Here is a 14,116-nt window from a genome sequence, read left to right as displayed (position 1 = left end):
GATGCAAACCGTTTTAGCGAAAATTGTCGCAGACAAGGCGATTTGGGTAGAAGCCCGCAAACAGCAACAACCGCTGGCCAGCTTTCAAAATGATGTTCAGCCTAGCTCACGTGATTTCTACGATGCGCTGCAAGGTGCACGCACCGCCTTTATTCTGGAATGCAAAAAAGCATCTCCATCAAAAGGCGTGATCCGTGATGACTTCGATCCGGCACAGATTGCGAACATCTATAAACATTATGCTTCCGCGATCTCCGTACTGACCGATGAGAAGTATTTCCAGGGGAGCTTTGATTTCCTGCCTATCGTCAGCCGCATCGCACCGCAGCCGATTCTGTGCAAGGACTTTATTATCGATCCTTACCAGATTTACCTGGCGCGTTTCTACCAGGCGGACGCCTGTTTGCTGATGCTGTCGGTGCTCGATGATGAGCAATATCGTCAACTCGCCGCCGTCGCCCACAGCCTGAAAATGGGCGTACTGACCGAAGTCAGTAACGAAGAAGAGCTGGAGCGTGCTATCGCACTGGGCGCCAAAGTCGTTGGTATCAACAACCGTGATTTACGCGACCTGTCGATTGATCTGAATCGCACTCGTCAACTGGCACCGCGTCTGGGTCACGGTGTGACCGTCATCAGCGAGTCCGGCATCAATACTTACGGTCAGGTGCGCGAGCTCAGCCACTTCGCCAACGGTTTTCTGATTGGCTCTGCGCTGATGTCGCATGACGATCTGCATACCGCCGTGCGTCGCGTACTGCTCGGCGAGAATAAAGTCTGCGGTTTAACCCGGGCTCAGGATGCAAATGCGGCATACGAAGCAGGCGCCATTTACGGCGGCTTGATTTTTGTCCCCACATCACCGCGCGCGGTTAACGTTGCACAGGCGCGAGAGGTCATGACCGGCGCGCCGCTGCAATACGTCGGGGTGTTTCGCAACTCAGATATTACCGACGTGAGCGCAACAGCGGCGGAGCTGGGACTAACTGCCGTGCAACTGCACGGTAACGAAGACCAGTCCTATGTTGACGCCCTGCGCGACGTACTGCCCGCACAGGTGCAAATCTGGAAGGCACTCAGCGTCAGCGAGACGTTGCCAGCCCGTGATTATCAGTATGTCGATAAATACCTCTTCGACAACGGCCAGGGCGGCAGCGGTCAACGCTTCGACTGGTCACTTTTAGGCGGACAATCGCTGGATAACGTTTTACTGGCTGGCGGACTCGGCGCAGATAACTGCGTTGACGCGGCAAAAACCGGCTGTGCCGGTCTCGATTTCAATTCTGGCGTAGAGTCACAGCCGGGCATCAAAGATGCACGTCTTCTGGCTTCGGTCTTTCAGACGCTGCGCGCATATTAAGGAAAAGGACATGACAACATTACTCAATCCGTACTTTGGTGAATTTGGCGGTATGTATGTGCCACAGATTCTGATGCCTGCCCTGCGCCAGCTGGAAGAAGCTTTTGTCAGCGCACAAAAGGATCCTGAATTTCAGGCGCAGTTTACAGATCTGCTGAAAAACTATGCGGGTCGCCCAACCGCACTGACCAAGTGCCAGAACATTACTCAAGGCACCAACACGACGCTGTATCTCAAGCGTGAAGACTTACTGCACGGCGGCGCGCACAAAACCAACCAGGTGCTGGGTCAGGCGTTGCTGGCGAAGCGCATGGGTAAAACGGAAATCATCGCCGAAACAGGCGCGGGTCAGCACGGTGTTGCATCTGCTCTCGCCAGCGCACTGCTGGGGTTGAAATGCCGTATTTATATGGGCGCGAAAGATGTTGAACGTCAGTCGCCTAACGTTTTCCGTATGCGTTTGATGGGCGCTGAAGTTATCCCCGTTCACAGCGGTTCCGCAACGCTGAAAGATGCCTGTAACGAAGCGCTTCGCGACTGGTCTGGCAGCTACGATACCGCGCACTACATGCTCGGTACGGCGGCTGGTCCGCACCCCTTCCCGACCATTGTGCGTGAGTTCCAGCGCATGATCGGTGAAGAAACCAAGGCGCAGATTCTGGAAAAAGAAGGTCGTCTGCCGGACGCCGTTATCGCCTGCGTGGGTGGCGGTTCTAACGCCATCGGTATGTTCGCCGATTTTATTAATGAAACCAGCGTCGGTCTGATTGGCGTAGAGCCAGGCGGTCACGGGATTGAGTCTGGAGAACACGGCGCGCCGTTGAAGCATGGTCGTGTCGGGATTTACTTCGGCATGAAGTCCCCGATGATGCAGACCGAAGAAGGACAGATTGAAGAGTCTTACTCTATTTCTGCAGGACTGGACTTCCCGTCAGTGGGGCCACAGCATGCGTACCTGAACAGCATTGGTCGCGCTGATTATGTTTCAATCACCGATGATGAAGCACTGGAAGCCTTCAAAACGCTGTGTCTGCACGAGGGAATTATTCCGGCACTGGAGTCCTCCCATGCCCTGGCGCACGCGTTGAAAATGATGCGTGAGAATCCGGAAAAAGAGCAGTTACTGGTGGTTAATCTCTCCGGTCGCGGAGACAAAGACATTTTCACCGTACACGATATTCTGAAAGCGCGAGGGGAAATCTGATGGAACGTTACGAAAACCTGTTTGCACAGCTGAAGGACCGCAAAGAAGGCGCTTTTGTCCCCTTCGTAACCCTGGGCGATCCGTCTGTTGAGCAGTCACTGAAAATCATTGATACGCTGATTGAAGCCGGTGCCGACGCGCTTGAGCTCGGCATTCCGTTCTCCGATCCGCTGGCAGACGGTCCGACCATACAGGAAGCCACCCTGCGAGCGTTTGCCGCCGGCGTTACACCGTCGCAATGCTTTGAAATGCTGGCGCTGATTCGCCAGAAGCATCCGACGATTCCCATTGGGTTGCTGATGTATGCCAACCTGGTCTTTAGTAAGGGTATTGATGAATTTTACGCCCATTGTGAGAAAGTCGGTGTGGATTCTGTGTTGGTAGCCGATGTGCCGGTTGAGGAGTCAGCTCCGTTCAGAACTGCAGCGCTGCGCCACAACATCGCGCCGATTTTCATCTGCCCGCCGAACGCTGATGAAGAACTGCTACGCCAGATTGCCTCTTATGGTCGTGGCTACACTTATCTGCTTTCACGTGCAGGTGTGACCGGTGCCGAAAATCGTGCGGTATTACCGCTGCATCATCTGGTCGAAAAGCTGAAAGAATATGGTGCGCCACCTTCTTTACAGGGCTTTGGTGTTTCTGCGCCTGAACAGGTCGCTGGTGCTATTGAAGCCGGTGCCGCCGGTGCAATTTCCGGCTCGGCAATTGTGAAAATCATTGAGAAAAATGTTGCGGCACCGGAACAGATGCTGGCTGAGCTGAAAGCGTTTGTCAGCACGATGAAAGCCGCCACCCACCAGTAAGCTAAATCAACCGCCAGAAATTTCTGGCGGTTTTATCCTTCTTTCGTGTGCTTCATTCTATACATAGCGCTATCCGCATTCTGAATGGCCGCATCAAGTTCACCATTCACCTCTGCAATCCCCCACGATACTGACAATGGCACGGTATGGCCATCCACCACAAACACATGGCTGGTCACCTGCCCACTAATACGTTGCGCGATTGCTATAGCGTCAGTTGCCTGCGATCGAAACAGCAGGATCATAAATTCATCCCCGCCGGTACGAATCACAATATCGTGACTGGTGCGGGTGTTTGACAGCATTCTGTTGGCGATAATTTGCAGCGCACGATCGCCTGCCGCGTGGCCCCAGGTGTCATTGACGGCCTTGAACTTATTACAGTCAAGTAGCACCACCGAGCAGTGTGATAAATCCCGACGCTTGATGATGTCGAGAATTCGGCGGTTAAAACAGCCGGTCAGAGTATCGATATAAACTTTTAGGTCGCTTTCGTTTAGCCATGACTTTAACGAGAAGCTAATGATGATGAAAAAGAACGGCGCCAGCAGGATAACTATCCCGGCATGTGCGTCGCGCGCCATAAAACGGCCTAATGAAAGCGAATAGTGCAGCGCATATTTCTCCGAAAAATTGCGCACCATAAAGCGGGATTTACCGGTACATTTACCGGATAAACAGAGACTCTCATGGTTTGTTAAATTCACCAACTCCACATTCAGCTCCGGTGGAATTTGGTTGTCAAATGCCTGGGCTAACGCTTCCTGCAATTCGGGCTTTGAATGGTCATAGACCAGATAGGCTACGATTTGGTCTGATATCTCTTTGCCAGACAGATCGTAGATATAACTCACCACGCTGTAAGCTTTTTCACCGGTAATTTTATCGGTATAAAAATTCGTCGAACTAAGGGCTTTGTTTTTGACGTTTTTTTGCAGTAATCGAGTATAGAAATCGACCGGAGGATAGAAAAAGTTGGTGATATCCCGTGCCATTTCAGAATTAGAGAAACTGAAATTGCGCGAATCGGAAGCCATAAACCAGTAAAAATAATCTGAATTTTTGGCGATGATATAACGATGTGCATCGAAGCTGCCGGGGTTTAGCTCATTGACCATACCACGAATAAATTCAGCCGCTGTATACATACACAGCGCGTTGTGGCTGGTTTGCTGGGCAACCATTGTCCCGGTCGCCGAATGCAGCCGCTTTGGGTCGGCGTTAATTCCCCATTCCTGATCATTCCGAGGAACAAATCGAGACATATCGCCACATTGCTCGCCATTTGTGATGTGGTGATAGCGCTCACCAATCGCATCAGCGATCAGCTCGTTATCGTTAAAAATGTCCATCATGCGCGCTTGCAGGCGGTTGACACCTTCGCTGGCAGCGGCCATTCGCTGTTCATAAATAATAAACAGAAACAACGACGTAAATACCAACGTAATGAGCCCTGATACCAGCAGTGCCTGCCTGTTTCTGAGCTTATCCTGCACAATCTTCACGAGTCCACCCTGATAGTTAACAGTATTGCCAAATCGGTTACCCGTTTATGTTGTTGCATAACAGCGTTGTACGTTGATAGAGAATGTTCGCCACCCCGAAGCAGGTAAGTTGATGTAGCCCGCAGTCGCGCGCTTAGGTTACAGATTTATACATTAAAAGCACATATTTGTTAACATAAGCGCAAACTAATCATCACCTTCGATAGGATATCCTGCCCGCCGGATGGCCTCGCGGCAGTCGTTTACGCCTGCGGCATAGCCCGCCTCAATCTCACAAACCGGACTTGCGCTGCAATAAGGTAGTGTAACCGGAGTCGCAATAATTTTCTCCAGCGCCTCAATTTTATCCATGTAAAGCAATAACTCACGTGCAGCACTCACGGCAAACGCTGCCGTTTGGTCTTCGGAGAACGGTTCCAGAAGTGTGATTTTTTGCTGTAGCAGATGGCGGGTCAACATCATCAGCAATACCCTCAAAGTTGGTTTGCTTAAAGAGTAGCACTACATCAAAGGGGAGAAAGGCTCGATGTTTTCCCCAGAATGTTTAAATGAAGAACGAGGGGAATGTTTCCTGGTTGCTAACCACTGTCAGGCATGCTCGGAATCTATACAGTTCAATCATCCTGGTTGTGCAGCTATTAATTAAGTTGACTTCAAAAAGTCCCTTGCGAGACACTGCTTTAAAGCATACCAAATATGGGTGAACTTGTTGAGACATCTGTTGATTAAATTAGTTGTGTTAAGCGTTGGATTTTTAAGCGCTGGGGACATACTGGCAAATACTCCGGAACAGGTAGTCACCGCTTTCCAGAGGGATTATAAATATTGGAATGACCAGTCATTTCAGAGAAATCAGAACGATGGAAAGCAAGAAGTTATGCTCCAGGCCCAGAAGGGTTGGAATGAGCTTTTGAAAAAATATACAAAACCTGGTTTTCAGGGCGAGCCTATAGCTTTTGGTTCTGAGTCTAGTCATGACCCTGAGCAAGAGAAGATCATATCGGTTCAGATTACTGAAAAAATAGCGGTCGTAACGACAAAATTATCAAGGCAGTATTATTCACCTATTTATGAATATCAGTTGTCCAAAGAAAATGATACCTGGTATCTATCTCAGATTTTTTTAGTTGATGACGATGGAAAATATCCGAGTTTGTAATAACAGTGTACTTGTACTCATTGTTTCCATACTGCCTGAGACTGTCAATCGCTGGACGACTCTGAGCGTGAAGCGGACCACACTATCTGATGAAAAGCTTCACTCATAATGTCGGGACAGCGATAAGTGAGGAACTCACGTTGTGCTTGCATCAGAATGATCTGGAATGATGGAGTTAACATCTCAATTGTTCATAGCGGCGCTGAGTGGATGCAGGATATCGCGTACTTATAAAGTTAAGGCCAGAGATTTTAATTATTACATTTTCTTTTTTAAGATAGTGGTTTTTATCTATTTTTTAGAATAGACATATCTGGCCAGACATTCTTCTTCATAACAACTCTATGAGTTAAAAAAATCTGCCATAATGACAGATTCCTTTAATCTATCATTAGAGATTTGCAACGTTATGATATACTTTTTGAACATCATCGTCATCTTCAAGGGCATCAACAAGCCCTGCAAAGACTTCTAAATCTTCTGGTGAAAGTTCAATTTCTGATTGAGCAATCATCTCTAATTCTGTGGTAGATAATTCAGTAATCCCTGCTGCTTTTAGAGCTGCAATGCCTTTGTGAAGATCTGTAGATTCAGTATAAATAACGATGTTTCCTTCTTCTTCGGTTACATCACGAACATCTACTTCAGCATTAAGCAAAATTTCAAAAATATGATCAGGATCTGTTCCTTCGAATACAATCACTCCGGTATTGTCAAACATATAGCTGACAGAACCAGCCGCCCCGATATTCCCACCTTTTTTATTAAAAATTGAGCGGACATTAGCAATCGTACGGTTAACATTTGAAGTCAATGTTTCAGCGATAATCAGTGAGCCACTGGGACCAAAGCCTTCATAACGCCCTTGCACGAACGTTTCATCGCTGCCGCCTTTGGCTTTATCAATGGCTTTATCAATAACGTGTTTTGGAACCTGCGCTTGTTTCGCACGTTCAATAACGAATTTTAAAGATGTATTTAATTCTGGGTCTGGTTCGCCTTGTTTAGCAGCTGCATAAATTTCCACACCGAATTTTGCATATACATTAGACGTTGCACCGTCTTTAGCTGTTTTTTTAGCAACAATATTTGCCCACTTACGTCCCACTGGAATGATCTCCTCGAAAATTCATTTACATAGTCGACAGGTAAATAACCTAGCATTACATTATATCATGATGTATAAATCCTCGTCCATGAAAAATAAAATATCCAAATTTTACGATATGTTACTTTAATTTTATCAATAGTTAACATTTTGGATAAATTATCCCCTGACTATCTTCAGGTTTTTTTGTGCGTAATAAATGAACCGCAGCAATAATGCATAAGAGAAGAGAAACAAAAGTAATATTCCAGACAAACACTTCTACTATTAAAGTTGCTGCTGCACTGCTTATAGCGAGGTATCGACACACAAATTTTGTCAGGCCAGAGGCGCAAAATAATGGCCGATCAAGACAACGACACGCGCGGAAAAGAATGAAAAAAACTGGTCATTTGATGACCAGTTTTGCAGAAGAACTTAAAAACGATAACCCGCAGAGAACATAAACACCCACGGATCGAGGCGTACACTGTCTCGCTGCTGGACGCCACCCATTTTATAGCTTGCGGTGGTATCGATATCCATGTACCAGACCGACATGTTAATCAGCCAGTCGCGGTTAATCAGATAGTCCATACCGACTTGCCCTGCTGCACCCCAGGAATCTTTCAGGCTCAGATCCGATAACCCCGTTTCTTTACCGTTATCGTTAAAGCCTTCATCGAAGAAGGTCGTGTAGTTCACCCCAACACCTACGTACGGACGCAGTTTACTGCTGGAGTCACCGAAGTACCACTGCGCCATTAACGTCGGCGGTAGATGATGTACGGTGGCAATATCACCCGTTGCAGCAGTGCCGATTTTATGGCGGAACGGCGTAGCTGCCAGTAATTCAACACCGATATTGTCGGTTGCCATGTAGGTAAATGTCAGACCTAACTGCGTGTTATTGCTGACATCAAAGCCACCTAAGCTGCCCAGCGTACCACCTGCACCTTCCGTCGGCCTGACGGTGGCTGAACCTGCACGAATAAAGAATTCTCCAGCTTCATGCGCAAATGCGTTACCAGAGAGAAGAGTTGTTAAAGCCAATGCTGCAACTGTTAATTTTTTCATGTCCGCTCCATCGTTATGGTTATAAAAGCGGAACGAATATACCCACATTGGAGTAATAAGTGATCTAACATGGATCACATTGACTTTGATAATTTAACATTTATTGATCCAGATTAAGTTAGAACTTGCATTCAAAATCCAGGTTAAATTAATTCAGATCAATTTTGATATATTTTCAATGTGCAAGTACCTCCAGCTCATTGCTGATGGGTGATGAATATCTGCGCGTGATGTGCAGATAACAAACAGCGTTCATGCACGACGCTGAAGTCGTAGCCAAAAATTACTGCAGCTTTACAAAGATATGCTTTTCCATACATCGCGCGATGCTGCCACTGTAGAGTTATCCAGGGTACAATTGCCCGCAAATGAACACCTGCAAAACTCAAGGAGAGTGCATGTCTATCACGGCGAAATCCGTTTACCGTGACACGGGAAACTTTTTCCGTAATCAATTCATTACCATCTTGCTGGTATCGTTGTTGTGCGCGTTTATCACAGTGGTGTTAGGGCATGCCTTTTCCCCCACTGACGCACAAATTGCGCAACTCAGTGAAGGCGATCAGTTAACCAGCAGCGTGGGGCTGTTCGATCTGGTGCAAAACATGACCCCGGAGCAACAGCAAATTTTGCTACGCGCTTCCGCGGCGTCGACGTTTTCCGGTCTGATTGGTAATGCCATCCTCGCCGGGGGCGTCATCCTGATGATTCAGCTGATTTCAGCAGGTCATCGCGTCAGCGCATTACGTGCTATCGGCGCCAGTGCGCCAGTGTTACCGAAGCTGTTTATTCTGATTTTTTTGACTACTCTGCTAGTGCAAATCGGTATTATGCTGGTTGTTGTTCCCGGTATTCTGCTGGCGATCCTGCTGGCACTCGCACCGGTGATGTTGGTACAGGACAAAATGGGTGTCTTTGCCGCGATGCGCAACAGTATGCGTCTGGCGTGGTCGAATATGCGACTAGTTGCGCCGGCAGTGATCGGTTGGTTGCTGGCAAAAACGTTGCTGTTGCTTTTTGCGCCAAGTTTTGCAGTACTTACGCCGAATGTAGGCGCGGTATTGGCGAATACGCTGAGCAATATGATCTCCGCCGTGTTGCTGATCTATTTGTTCCGCCTGTACATGCTGATTCGCCAATAAACCCTGAACGCATTCCGGGCTTGTACCCGGTGCTTTTGATTACGGAATCGAAGAATGAAGCAGTTTCTTGATTTTTTACCGCTGGTTGTCTTTTTTGCTTTTTATAAGCTTTACGACATCTATGCGGCGACCTCGGCGCTGATTGTCGCGACGGCTGTGGTGTTGATTTACAGCTGGGTTCGCTATCGCAAGGTCGAGAAGATGGCGTTAATCACCTTTGTCCTGGTGGCCGTATTTGGTGGTTTGACTATTTTTTTCCACAACGATGAATTCATTAAGTGGAAAGTAACGGTGATTTACGGGCTGTTTGCTGGTGCTCTGCTGGTTAGCCAGTGGGTGATGAAAAAGCCGCTGATTCAACGCATGTTAGGTAAAGAGCTGACCCTGCCGCAGCCGGTGTGGTCGAAACTTAATCTAGCCTGGGCCGTCTTTTTCATCCTGTGTGGCCTGGCGAATATCTATATTGCATTTTGGCTACCGCAGAACATTTGGGTCAACTTCAAAGTGTTCGGCCTGACCGCCCTGACTTTATTCTTTACGCTGCTGAGTGGGGTCTATATTTACCGTCATCTGCCGCAAGAAGATAAATCGTAATACATGCTCGCCAGATCTGCGGATCTGGCGAATTTTCATCCCTTCGCGTTCCAAAGAGCTGACAACCTGACTTACATCTGCTCTGCACGCCGCATCACCTCTGTTCTCAACGCACAAATTCTAGTAGCATCGCGCCTGTAATCTTTCTCTATAGTCGGTTCTACAATGACAACAACGAATAACACTCCCCAGGGTGAACTGGTTTTACGCACTCTGGCCATGCCTGCCGATACCAACGCGAACGGTGATATTTTTGGCGGCTGGCTGATGTCACAAATGGATATAGGTGGCGCGATTCAGGCCAAAGAGATCGCACATGGTCGTGTGGTAACGGTGCGAGTGGAAGGGATGAGCTTTTTGCGCCCGGTCGCCGTAGGTGATGTGGTGTGTTGCTATGCGCGCTGTGTGAAACGCGGGACAACCTCGATCAGCATCAATATTGAAGTTTGGGTGAAGAAGGTCGCTTCTGAACCTATTGGGCAGCGCTATAAGGCCACCGAAGCTCTGTTTATCTACGTTGCCGTTGATAAAGACGGGAAACCGCGTCCAATTCCCACGTTGGTCTGATAGCACACGTCAGTACTGCTATCCGGCAATCATCACTCTTGATCATTGCCGGACGGCCTGATGCTTACTCGATCTGCGTTGTGCCGTTTAATTTGAAAACAATATTCACCACAAGTCCGGAACCGGGTTTACCAGCTTCATAACGCCATCTACGCATCGCGTTTTTCACTTCACGTTCAAACATATTGGCAGGCTGTGCAGACAGGATTTCCACATTTTCAACCCGGCCATCCGGCGTTACGTTAAATTTGACCTTTACCCGGCCTTCAATGCGCAGCGCCTGAGCTCGCGCCGGATACTGAGGCTGATTACGGCTTAAAGCACGTGGACCCGATGGCGCACTGACCACCGGTTTGCTGGTAGTTGCCGGCGCGGTATTGGTCATTGTGCGCGTAGGTGCCGTATTTTCCAGTGGGGAGGCCGGGCGCGGTTCTGCTGGTTTAACATCGCGTTTCGGTTGCTCTTCCACCTTTTTCACCGGTTTTGGCTTCGGTTTAGGCTTGGGCTTCGGTTTTTCAATCACCACCGGCGCCTCTTTTGGTGGCTCTGGAATCGGTTCAGGTTCCGGTTCAGGCTCGACAACGGGTTCCGGCGGCGGCTGAACGGCCTGAGGCGGTTCGAGATCGGCAGGCGCGACCATCGTGACAGAGATCGGCTGCGCTGGCGCAGGTAGTTCAATAACCTGATGTACCGAGGTATACAGCAAACCAGCCACTACGGCACCATGAATGCCGACAGACAGTAACGTTGGCCAGGGAAAGCGACGAGGTAAATCAAGGGTCATTGAAGTCATAATCGTTTCAGTAAAAAAACCAGGCCCTGATTTTAAATGCAAATAGCAATCATATTCAATAAGCCCGTGGTGCTAACTGACATTTAAAACGCGATTTTATGATAAAAAACCACTTTCAGAGTATGGCCTTAACATATCAGTTATCTTTCCGTTGCAGTTGTTAGGCCTTTCCAATAACGTTATTAACGACTTTTACCGTTCAAGGAGTTCTACCCGTGCTGTATGTTATTTACGCTCAAGATATCGCAGACTCTCTCGAAAAACGTCTTTCCGTGCGCCCTGCTCATCTGGCTCGCCTGCAACTCCTTCATGACGAAGGTCGTTTGCTCACGGCGGGCCCTATGCCAGCGGTCGACAGTAACGATCCCGGTGCGGCGGGTTTTACCGGCTCGACGGTGATTGCCGAATTTGAATCTTTGGAGGCGGCACAGGCTTGGGCAGAAGCCGATCCGTATGTTGCGGCGGGCGTATATGCGCAGGTTTCAGTAAAACCTTACAAGAAGGTTTTTTGAATTTAAATAATTAACCTTAAATTCAAATAGATAAACACAAGCATTCATCCAAAATCAAATTTAAGGGCGCATTTAGGTACACATTAACCTACGCGCCCTCTCTTTTAGTTACCACCTATACTTTCAGTCTGACATATGGCTGGAGGTTTCTATGTGTGGACGCTTTTCACAGTCGATGACGCGTGAAGACTATCTCGTCCTTCTCGCTGACGAAGTCGAACGAGACATTCCATATGACCCGGAACCGATCGGGCGTTTTAACGTGGCGCCAAGCACCAGAGTTCTGCTTCTGAGCGAACGTGACGAGAAACTCCATCTCGATCCTGTTATCTGGGGATACGCCCCAGGGTGGTGGGATAAACCACCACTAATTAACGCACGCTCTGAAACTGCGGCCACCAGCAGAATGTTTAAGCCTCTGTGGCAACACGGTCGCGCAATTTGCTTTGCTGATGGCTGGTTTGAGTGGAAAAAGGAAGGCGACAAAAAGCAGCCCTACTTCATTCATCGAGCCGATGGCCAGCCGATATTCATGGCGGCGATCGGCAGCACACCATTCGAACGTGGAGATGAAGCAGAAGGATTTCTGATAGTGACGGCTGCTGCAGACAAAGGACTGGTAGATATTCACGACAGGCGGCCACTGGTACTGTCACCAGATGCTGCTCGCGAATGGATGAGGCAGGACGTTGGAGGGAAAGAAGCTGCGGAAATTGCGGCCGATGGTTCTGTGCCGGCTGAGAAATTTACATGGCACGCCGTGACACGTGCCGTCGGGAATGTGAAAAATCAGGGAGCAGAACTAATACAGCCAATATGATTACATTACCGGACAATCATCAAATTCCGCGTTCCTGGCATCATTAATGATGTACGTGATCACCCCGAATATAGCGGGTGCAGAACTGTAACCGTCATCATCTACTGGCAGTGCCTCCCTTCTCCCGTTATCCAGATTAACCAGGTGGGGCTGAGGATGAGTCCGATATCGCTTGATCCTGAATTCTCCGTCTATCGCGCATATCAGCAGCGAGCCATCACAGGGAGAAAGTGAGGCATCAACAACAAGCAGCGCCCCCTGGATTATCCCTTCCCTGAAATGTGAACGCGATGCCCGCATGAAATACGTCGCTGCGGGCTGACTGATTAGCTGCTGGTCGAGAGAGATCCTTGTTTCAACGTAATCTGCCGCAGGTGAAGGAAAGCCCATGGCTAGAGTCCTCCGTTTGGATTGAACAGCTGGAAGGTACGGTTCTCGCCTTCCTGCGTTGATATATCGCGGAATGTTGTCACATACCACTCGATCCATTCGTTGGCCTGCTTCATCGTCCAGTTCCAGTTAACCTTACTCAGTTCCTGGACAAACCGCTGAGTGGTGACGGTCTTCCGGCCATTTGGTTCCTGATTTATCGAAGCATACCAGGCTATTTCAATATCGCTGCGTCGTGGCATCATTACGCCCTCTCTTGAATACCGGATAAAAACACAGTATAAATACTGTATATCCATCCAGTAAAGAGGCAATGAGCAATGTTCGTGGAACTCGTTTATGACAAGCGTAATGTTGAAGGGTTGGCGGGGGCCAGAGAGATCATCCTGGCTGAGTTGACGAGGCGAGTGCACCAGATTTTCCCTGACGCCGAAGTGAGGGTGAAGCCGATGCAGGCGAACGGCTTGAATAGCGATGCTAGCAAAAGCGATCGGGAAAAGCTGAACCGCATGCTGGAGGATATGTTTGAAGAATCCGATATGTGGTTAGTTTCGGAGTAGTGCCAGCTTTTACCAAGTCCTTTTCATACCTTTCTGGATACGGGAAACCAAATTCCCGTATTGGATGAACCATTGCCGCCCTTTTTTAAAGCTGCTCTACCAGCGGATAAAAATTATGATCCTCGCGCTGCATTCGTTCATGCACCTTGCGCAACACTACATTCGCGTCGCGGCGAAATGCCTCGTCACAATTGATAAGCTTATTTGCCGTATTCCAGCGACGGGAAAACTTTTCATACTCGGCAACAATATCAGCCATCTCGCGCTGAAAATTTGCGCTCATTGTTTTTAGCTTTTGATCGTTCACCTTTTCCAGATAAGGATATAAAAACTGATCTTCGGCAGAAAGGTGTACTTTAATCACAGAACTCATACTGATAACGGTTTGAGCGATTTCTTGCGCATGAGCCGTCACACCCGCCCGGCTAAGCTCCCTGAGGCGGCTAATTTTATGGATAATCTCGGCATGCTGGATCTTCATTTTATCAATATTCACTGGGGAATCCCTTAATGAGCTTTGCAATTTATAACATATATATT

The 14,116-nt window shown here is 48.4% G+C and carries 18 protein-coding genes and 1 pseudogene; 11 read left to right on the top strand and 8 right to left on the bottom strand.

The window, feature by feature from the left end; all coding sequences use genetic code 11:
* The first annotated feature begins 1 nt into the window (after position 1).
* Genes trpCF through trpA form a run of 3 tightly spaced genes read left to right on the top strand, consistent with a single transcriptional unit; the run spans position 2 to position 3,370 of the window.
* Positions 2–1,360, top strand: coding sequence for a bifunctional indole-3-glycerol-phosphate synthase TrpC/phosphoribosylanthranilate isomerase TrpF (gene trpCF / locus OGY33_RS06800; RefSeq protein WP_191239018.1), 1,359 nt, complete (start codon positions 2–4; stop codon positions 1,358–1,360).
* Positions 1,361–1,370: 10 nt separating this feature from the next.
* Complete coding sequence (trpB, locus tag OGY33_RS06795; protein ID WP_003020645.1) at positions 1,371–2,564, top strand: tryptophan synthase subunit beta; 1,194 nt, start codon at positions 1,371–1,373, stop codon at positions 2,562–2,564.
* Positions 2,564–3,370 carry a tryptophan synthase subunit alpha gene (gene trpA, locus OGY33_RS06790; RefSeq protein ID WP_191238460.1) on the top strand — a complete coding sequence of 269 codons (807 nt, stop codon included), beginning with the start codon at positions 2,564–2,566 and terminating at the stop codon, positions 3,368–3,370. The genes trpB and trpA overlap by 1 nt, the downstream gene beginning before the upstream one ends.
* Positions 3,371–3,402: 32 nt before the next feature.
* On the opposite strand, the gene OGY33_RS06785 is transcribed toward trpA, so the two are convergent.
* Both OGY33_RS06785 and OGY33_RS06780 read right to left on the bottom strand, forming a co-directional pair.
* Positions 3,403–4,875, bottom strand: a complete 1,473-nt coding sequence (locus OGY33_RS06785) for a GGDEF domain-containing protein (protein ID WP_286571342.1) — start codon at positions 4,873–4,875, stop codon at positions 3,403–3,405.
* A gap of 186 nt (positions 4,876–5,061) precedes the next feature.
* The gene (locus OGY33_RS06780; protein WP_003833349.1) at positions 5,062–5,337 is read right to left on the bottom strand and encodes a hypothetical protein; all 276 of its coding nucleotides are present in this window, start codon (positions 5,335–5,337) and stop codon (positions 5,062–5,064) included.
* Positions 5,338–5,596: 259 nt separating this feature from the next.
* Between OGY33_RS06780 and OGY33_RS06775 the strand changes: the two genes are divergently transcribed.
* Complete coding sequence (locus OGY33_RS06775) at positions 5,597–6,034, top strand: hypothetical protein (RefSeq protein WP_223240868.1); 438 nt, start codon at positions 5,597–5,599, stop codon at positions 6,032–6,034.
* Between the two features lie 391 nt (positions 6,035–6,425).
* Here the strand turns inward: OGY33_RS06775 and OGY33_RS06770 are convergent, their stop codons facing one another.
* Positions 6,426–7,142: a YebC/PmpR family DNA-binding transcriptional regulator gene (locus OGY33_RS06770; protein WP_191238458.1), complete on the bottom strand. Its 717-nt coding sequence runs from the start codon at positions 7,140–7,142 to the stop codon at positions 6,426–6,428.
* 417 nt (positions 7,143–7,559) lie between these two features.
* The gene (ompW, locus tag OGY33_RS06765) at positions 7,560–8,198 is read right to left on the bottom strand and encodes an outer membrane protein OmpW (protein ID WP_003833354.1); all 639 of its coding nucleotides are present in this window, start codon (positions 8,196–8,198) and stop codon (positions 7,560–7,562) included.
* 292 nt (positions 8,199–8,490) lie between these two features.
* On the opposite strand from ompW, the pseudogene OGY33_RS06760 reads away from it, so the two are divergent.
* From OGY33_RS06760 to yciA, 4 genes and pseudogenes are all read left to right on the top strand, one after another.
* A pseudogene (locus OGY33_RS06760) lies at positions 8,491–8,568 on the top strand (YkgJ family cysteine cluster protein); the annotation flags it as partial.
* A gap of 28 nt (positions 8,569–8,596) precedes the next feature.
* Positions 8,597–9,340, top strand: coding sequence for a YciC family protein (locus tag OGY33_RS06755; protein WP_003020663.1), 744 nt, complete (start codon positions 8,597–8,599; stop codon positions 9,338–9,340).
* A gap of 54 nt (positions 9,341–9,394) precedes the next feature.
* On the top strand, positions 9,395–9,934 hold the full coding sequence (locus tag OGY33_RS06750; RefSeq protein ID WP_003020667.1) for a septation protein A: 540 nt from the start codon (positions 9,395–9,397) through the stop codon (positions 9,932–9,934).
* A 165-nt stretch (positions 9,935–10,099) separates the two neighbouring features.
* Positions 10,100–10,501, top strand: a complete 402-nt coding sequence (gene yciA, locus OGY33_RS06745) for an acyl-CoA thioester hydrolase YciA (protein ID WP_008784945.1) — start codon at positions 10,100–10,102, stop codon at positions 10,499–10,501.
* 64 nt (positions 10,502–10,565) lie between these two features.
* Here the strand turns inward: yciA and tonB are convergent, their stop codons facing one another.
* Positions 10,566–11,294: a TonB system transport protein TonB gene (gene tonB / locus OGY33_RS06740; protein WP_168150127.1), complete on the bottom strand. Its 729-nt coding sequence runs from the start codon at positions 11,292–11,294 to the stop codon at positions 10,566–10,568.
* A gap of 215 nt (positions 11,295–11,509) precedes the next feature.
* Between tonB and OGY33_RS06735 the strand changes: the two genes are divergently transcribed.
* Together OGY33_RS06735 and OGY33_RS06730 are read left to right on the top strand one after the other, a co-directional pair.
* Positions 11,510–11,806, top strand: a complete 297-nt coding sequence (locus tag OGY33_RS06735) for a YciI family protein (protein ID WP_003020675.1) — start codon at positions 11,510–11,512, stop codon at positions 11,804–11,806.
* Between the two features lie 151 nt (positions 11,807–11,957).
* Positions 11,958–12,626, top strand: a complete 669-nt coding sequence (locus OGY33_RS06730; RefSeq protein WP_149335268.1) for an SOS response-associated peptidase — start codon at positions 11,958–11,960, stop codon at positions 12,624–12,626.
* Here the strand turns inward: OGY33_RS06730 and OGY33_RS06725 are convergent, their stop codons facing one another.
* Together OGY33_RS06725 and OGY33_RS24555 are read right to left on the bottom strand one after the other, a co-directional pair.
* Complete coding sequence (locus tag OGY33_RS06725; protein WP_008323363.1) at positions 12,627–13,016, bottom strand: HumD family translesion DNA polymerase; 390 nt, start codon at positions 13,014–13,016, stop codon at positions 12,627–12,629.
* 2 nt (positions 13,017–13,018) lie between these two features.
* Entirely contained in the window at positions 13,019–13,261 is a 243-nt protein-coding gene (locus OGY33_RS24555; protein WP_436537486.1) for a DNA polymerase V, read from the bottom strand.
* A gap of 75 nt (positions 13,262–13,336) precedes the next feature.
* Here OGY33_RS24555 and OGY33_RS06715 point away from each other — a divergent pair, with 75 nt between their 5' ends.
* Positions 13,337–13,576: a DinI family protein gene (locus OGY33_RS06715; RefSeq protein WP_126957515.1), complete on the top strand. Its 240-nt coding sequence runs from the start codon at positions 13,337–13,339 to the stop codon at positions 13,574–13,576.
* 85 nt (positions 13,577–13,661) lie between these two features.
* Here OGY33_RS06715 and OGY33_RS06710 read toward each other — a convergent pair whose 3' ends face one another.
* On the bottom strand, positions 13,662–14,072 hold the full coding sequence (locus OGY33_RS06710; protein WP_110497733.1) for a hemerythrin domain-containing protein: 411 nt from the start codon (positions 14,070–14,072) through the stop codon (positions 13,662–13,664).
* Positions 14,073–14,116 lie beyond the last annotated feature (44 nt).

This window comes from Citrobacter sp. Cpo032 (genome assembly GCF_030332975.1).
In the GTDB taxonomy this organism is placed as follows: Bacteria; Pseudomonadota; Gammaproteobacteria; order Enterobacterales; family Enterobacteriaceae; genus Citrobacter; species Citrobacter portucalensis.
Note: the sequence above shows the minus strand (reverse complement) of the source record. Positions and strands in the feature narration are given on the sequence as shown.

What these genes read in the sequence shown, in the direction of transcription:
- OGY33_RS06750 (WP_003020667.1), top strand. Translation starts at nt 9,395, where the DNA reads ATGAAGCAGTTTCTTGATTTTTTACCGCTGGTTGTCTTTTTTGCTTTT.
- OGY33_RS06730 (WP_149335268.1), top strand. Translation starts at nt 11,958, where the DNA reads ATGTGTGGACGCTTTTCACAGTCGATGACGCGTGAAGACTATCTCGTC.
- OGY33_RS06780 (WP_003833349.1), bottom strand. Translation starts at nt 5,337, where the DNA reads ATGATGTTGACCCGCCATCTGCTACAGCAAAAAATCACACTTCTGGAA.
- OGY33_RS06755 (WP_003020663.1), top strand. Translation starts at nt 8,597, where the DNA reads ATGTCTATCACGGCGAAATCCGTTTACCGTGACACGGGAAACTTTTTC.
- ompW (WP_003833354.1), bottom strand. Translation starts at nt 8,198, where the DNA reads ATGAAAAAATTAACAGTTGCAGCATTGGCTTTAACAACTCTTCTCTCT.
- OGY33_RS06725 (WP_008323363.1), bottom strand. Translation starts at nt 13,016, where the DNA reads ATGGGCTTTCCTTCACCTGCGGCAGATTACGTTGAAACAAGGATCTCT.
- trpB (WP_003020645.1), top strand. Translation starts at nt 1,371, where the DNA reads ATGACAACATTACTCAATCCGTACTTTGGTGAATTTGGCGGTATGTAT.
- trpA (WP_191238460.1), top strand. Translation starts at nt 2,564, where the DNA reads ATGGAACGTTACGAAAACCTGTTTGCACAGCTGAAGGACCGCAAAGAA.
- yciA (WP_008784945.1), top strand. Translation starts at nt 10,100, where the DNA reads ATGACAACAACGAATAACACTCCCCAGGGTGAACTGGTTTTACGCACT.
- trpCF (WP_191239018.1), top strand. Translation starts at nt 2, where the DNA reads ATGCAAACCGTTTTAGCGAAAATTGTCGCAGACAAGGCGATTTGGGTA.
- OGY33_RS24555 (WP_436537486.1), bottom strand. Translation starts at nt 13,261, where the DNA reads ATGATGCCACGACGCAGCGATATTGAAATAGCCTGGTATGCTTCGATA.
- tonB (WP_168150127.1), bottom strand. Translation starts at nt 11,294, where the DNA reads ATGACTTCAATGACCCTTGATTTACCTCGTCGCTTTCCCTGGCCAACG.
- OGY33_RS06715 (WP_126957515.1), top strand. Translation starts at nt 13,337, where the DNA reads ATGTTCGTGGAACTCGTTTATGACAAGCGTAATGTTGAAGGGTTGGCG.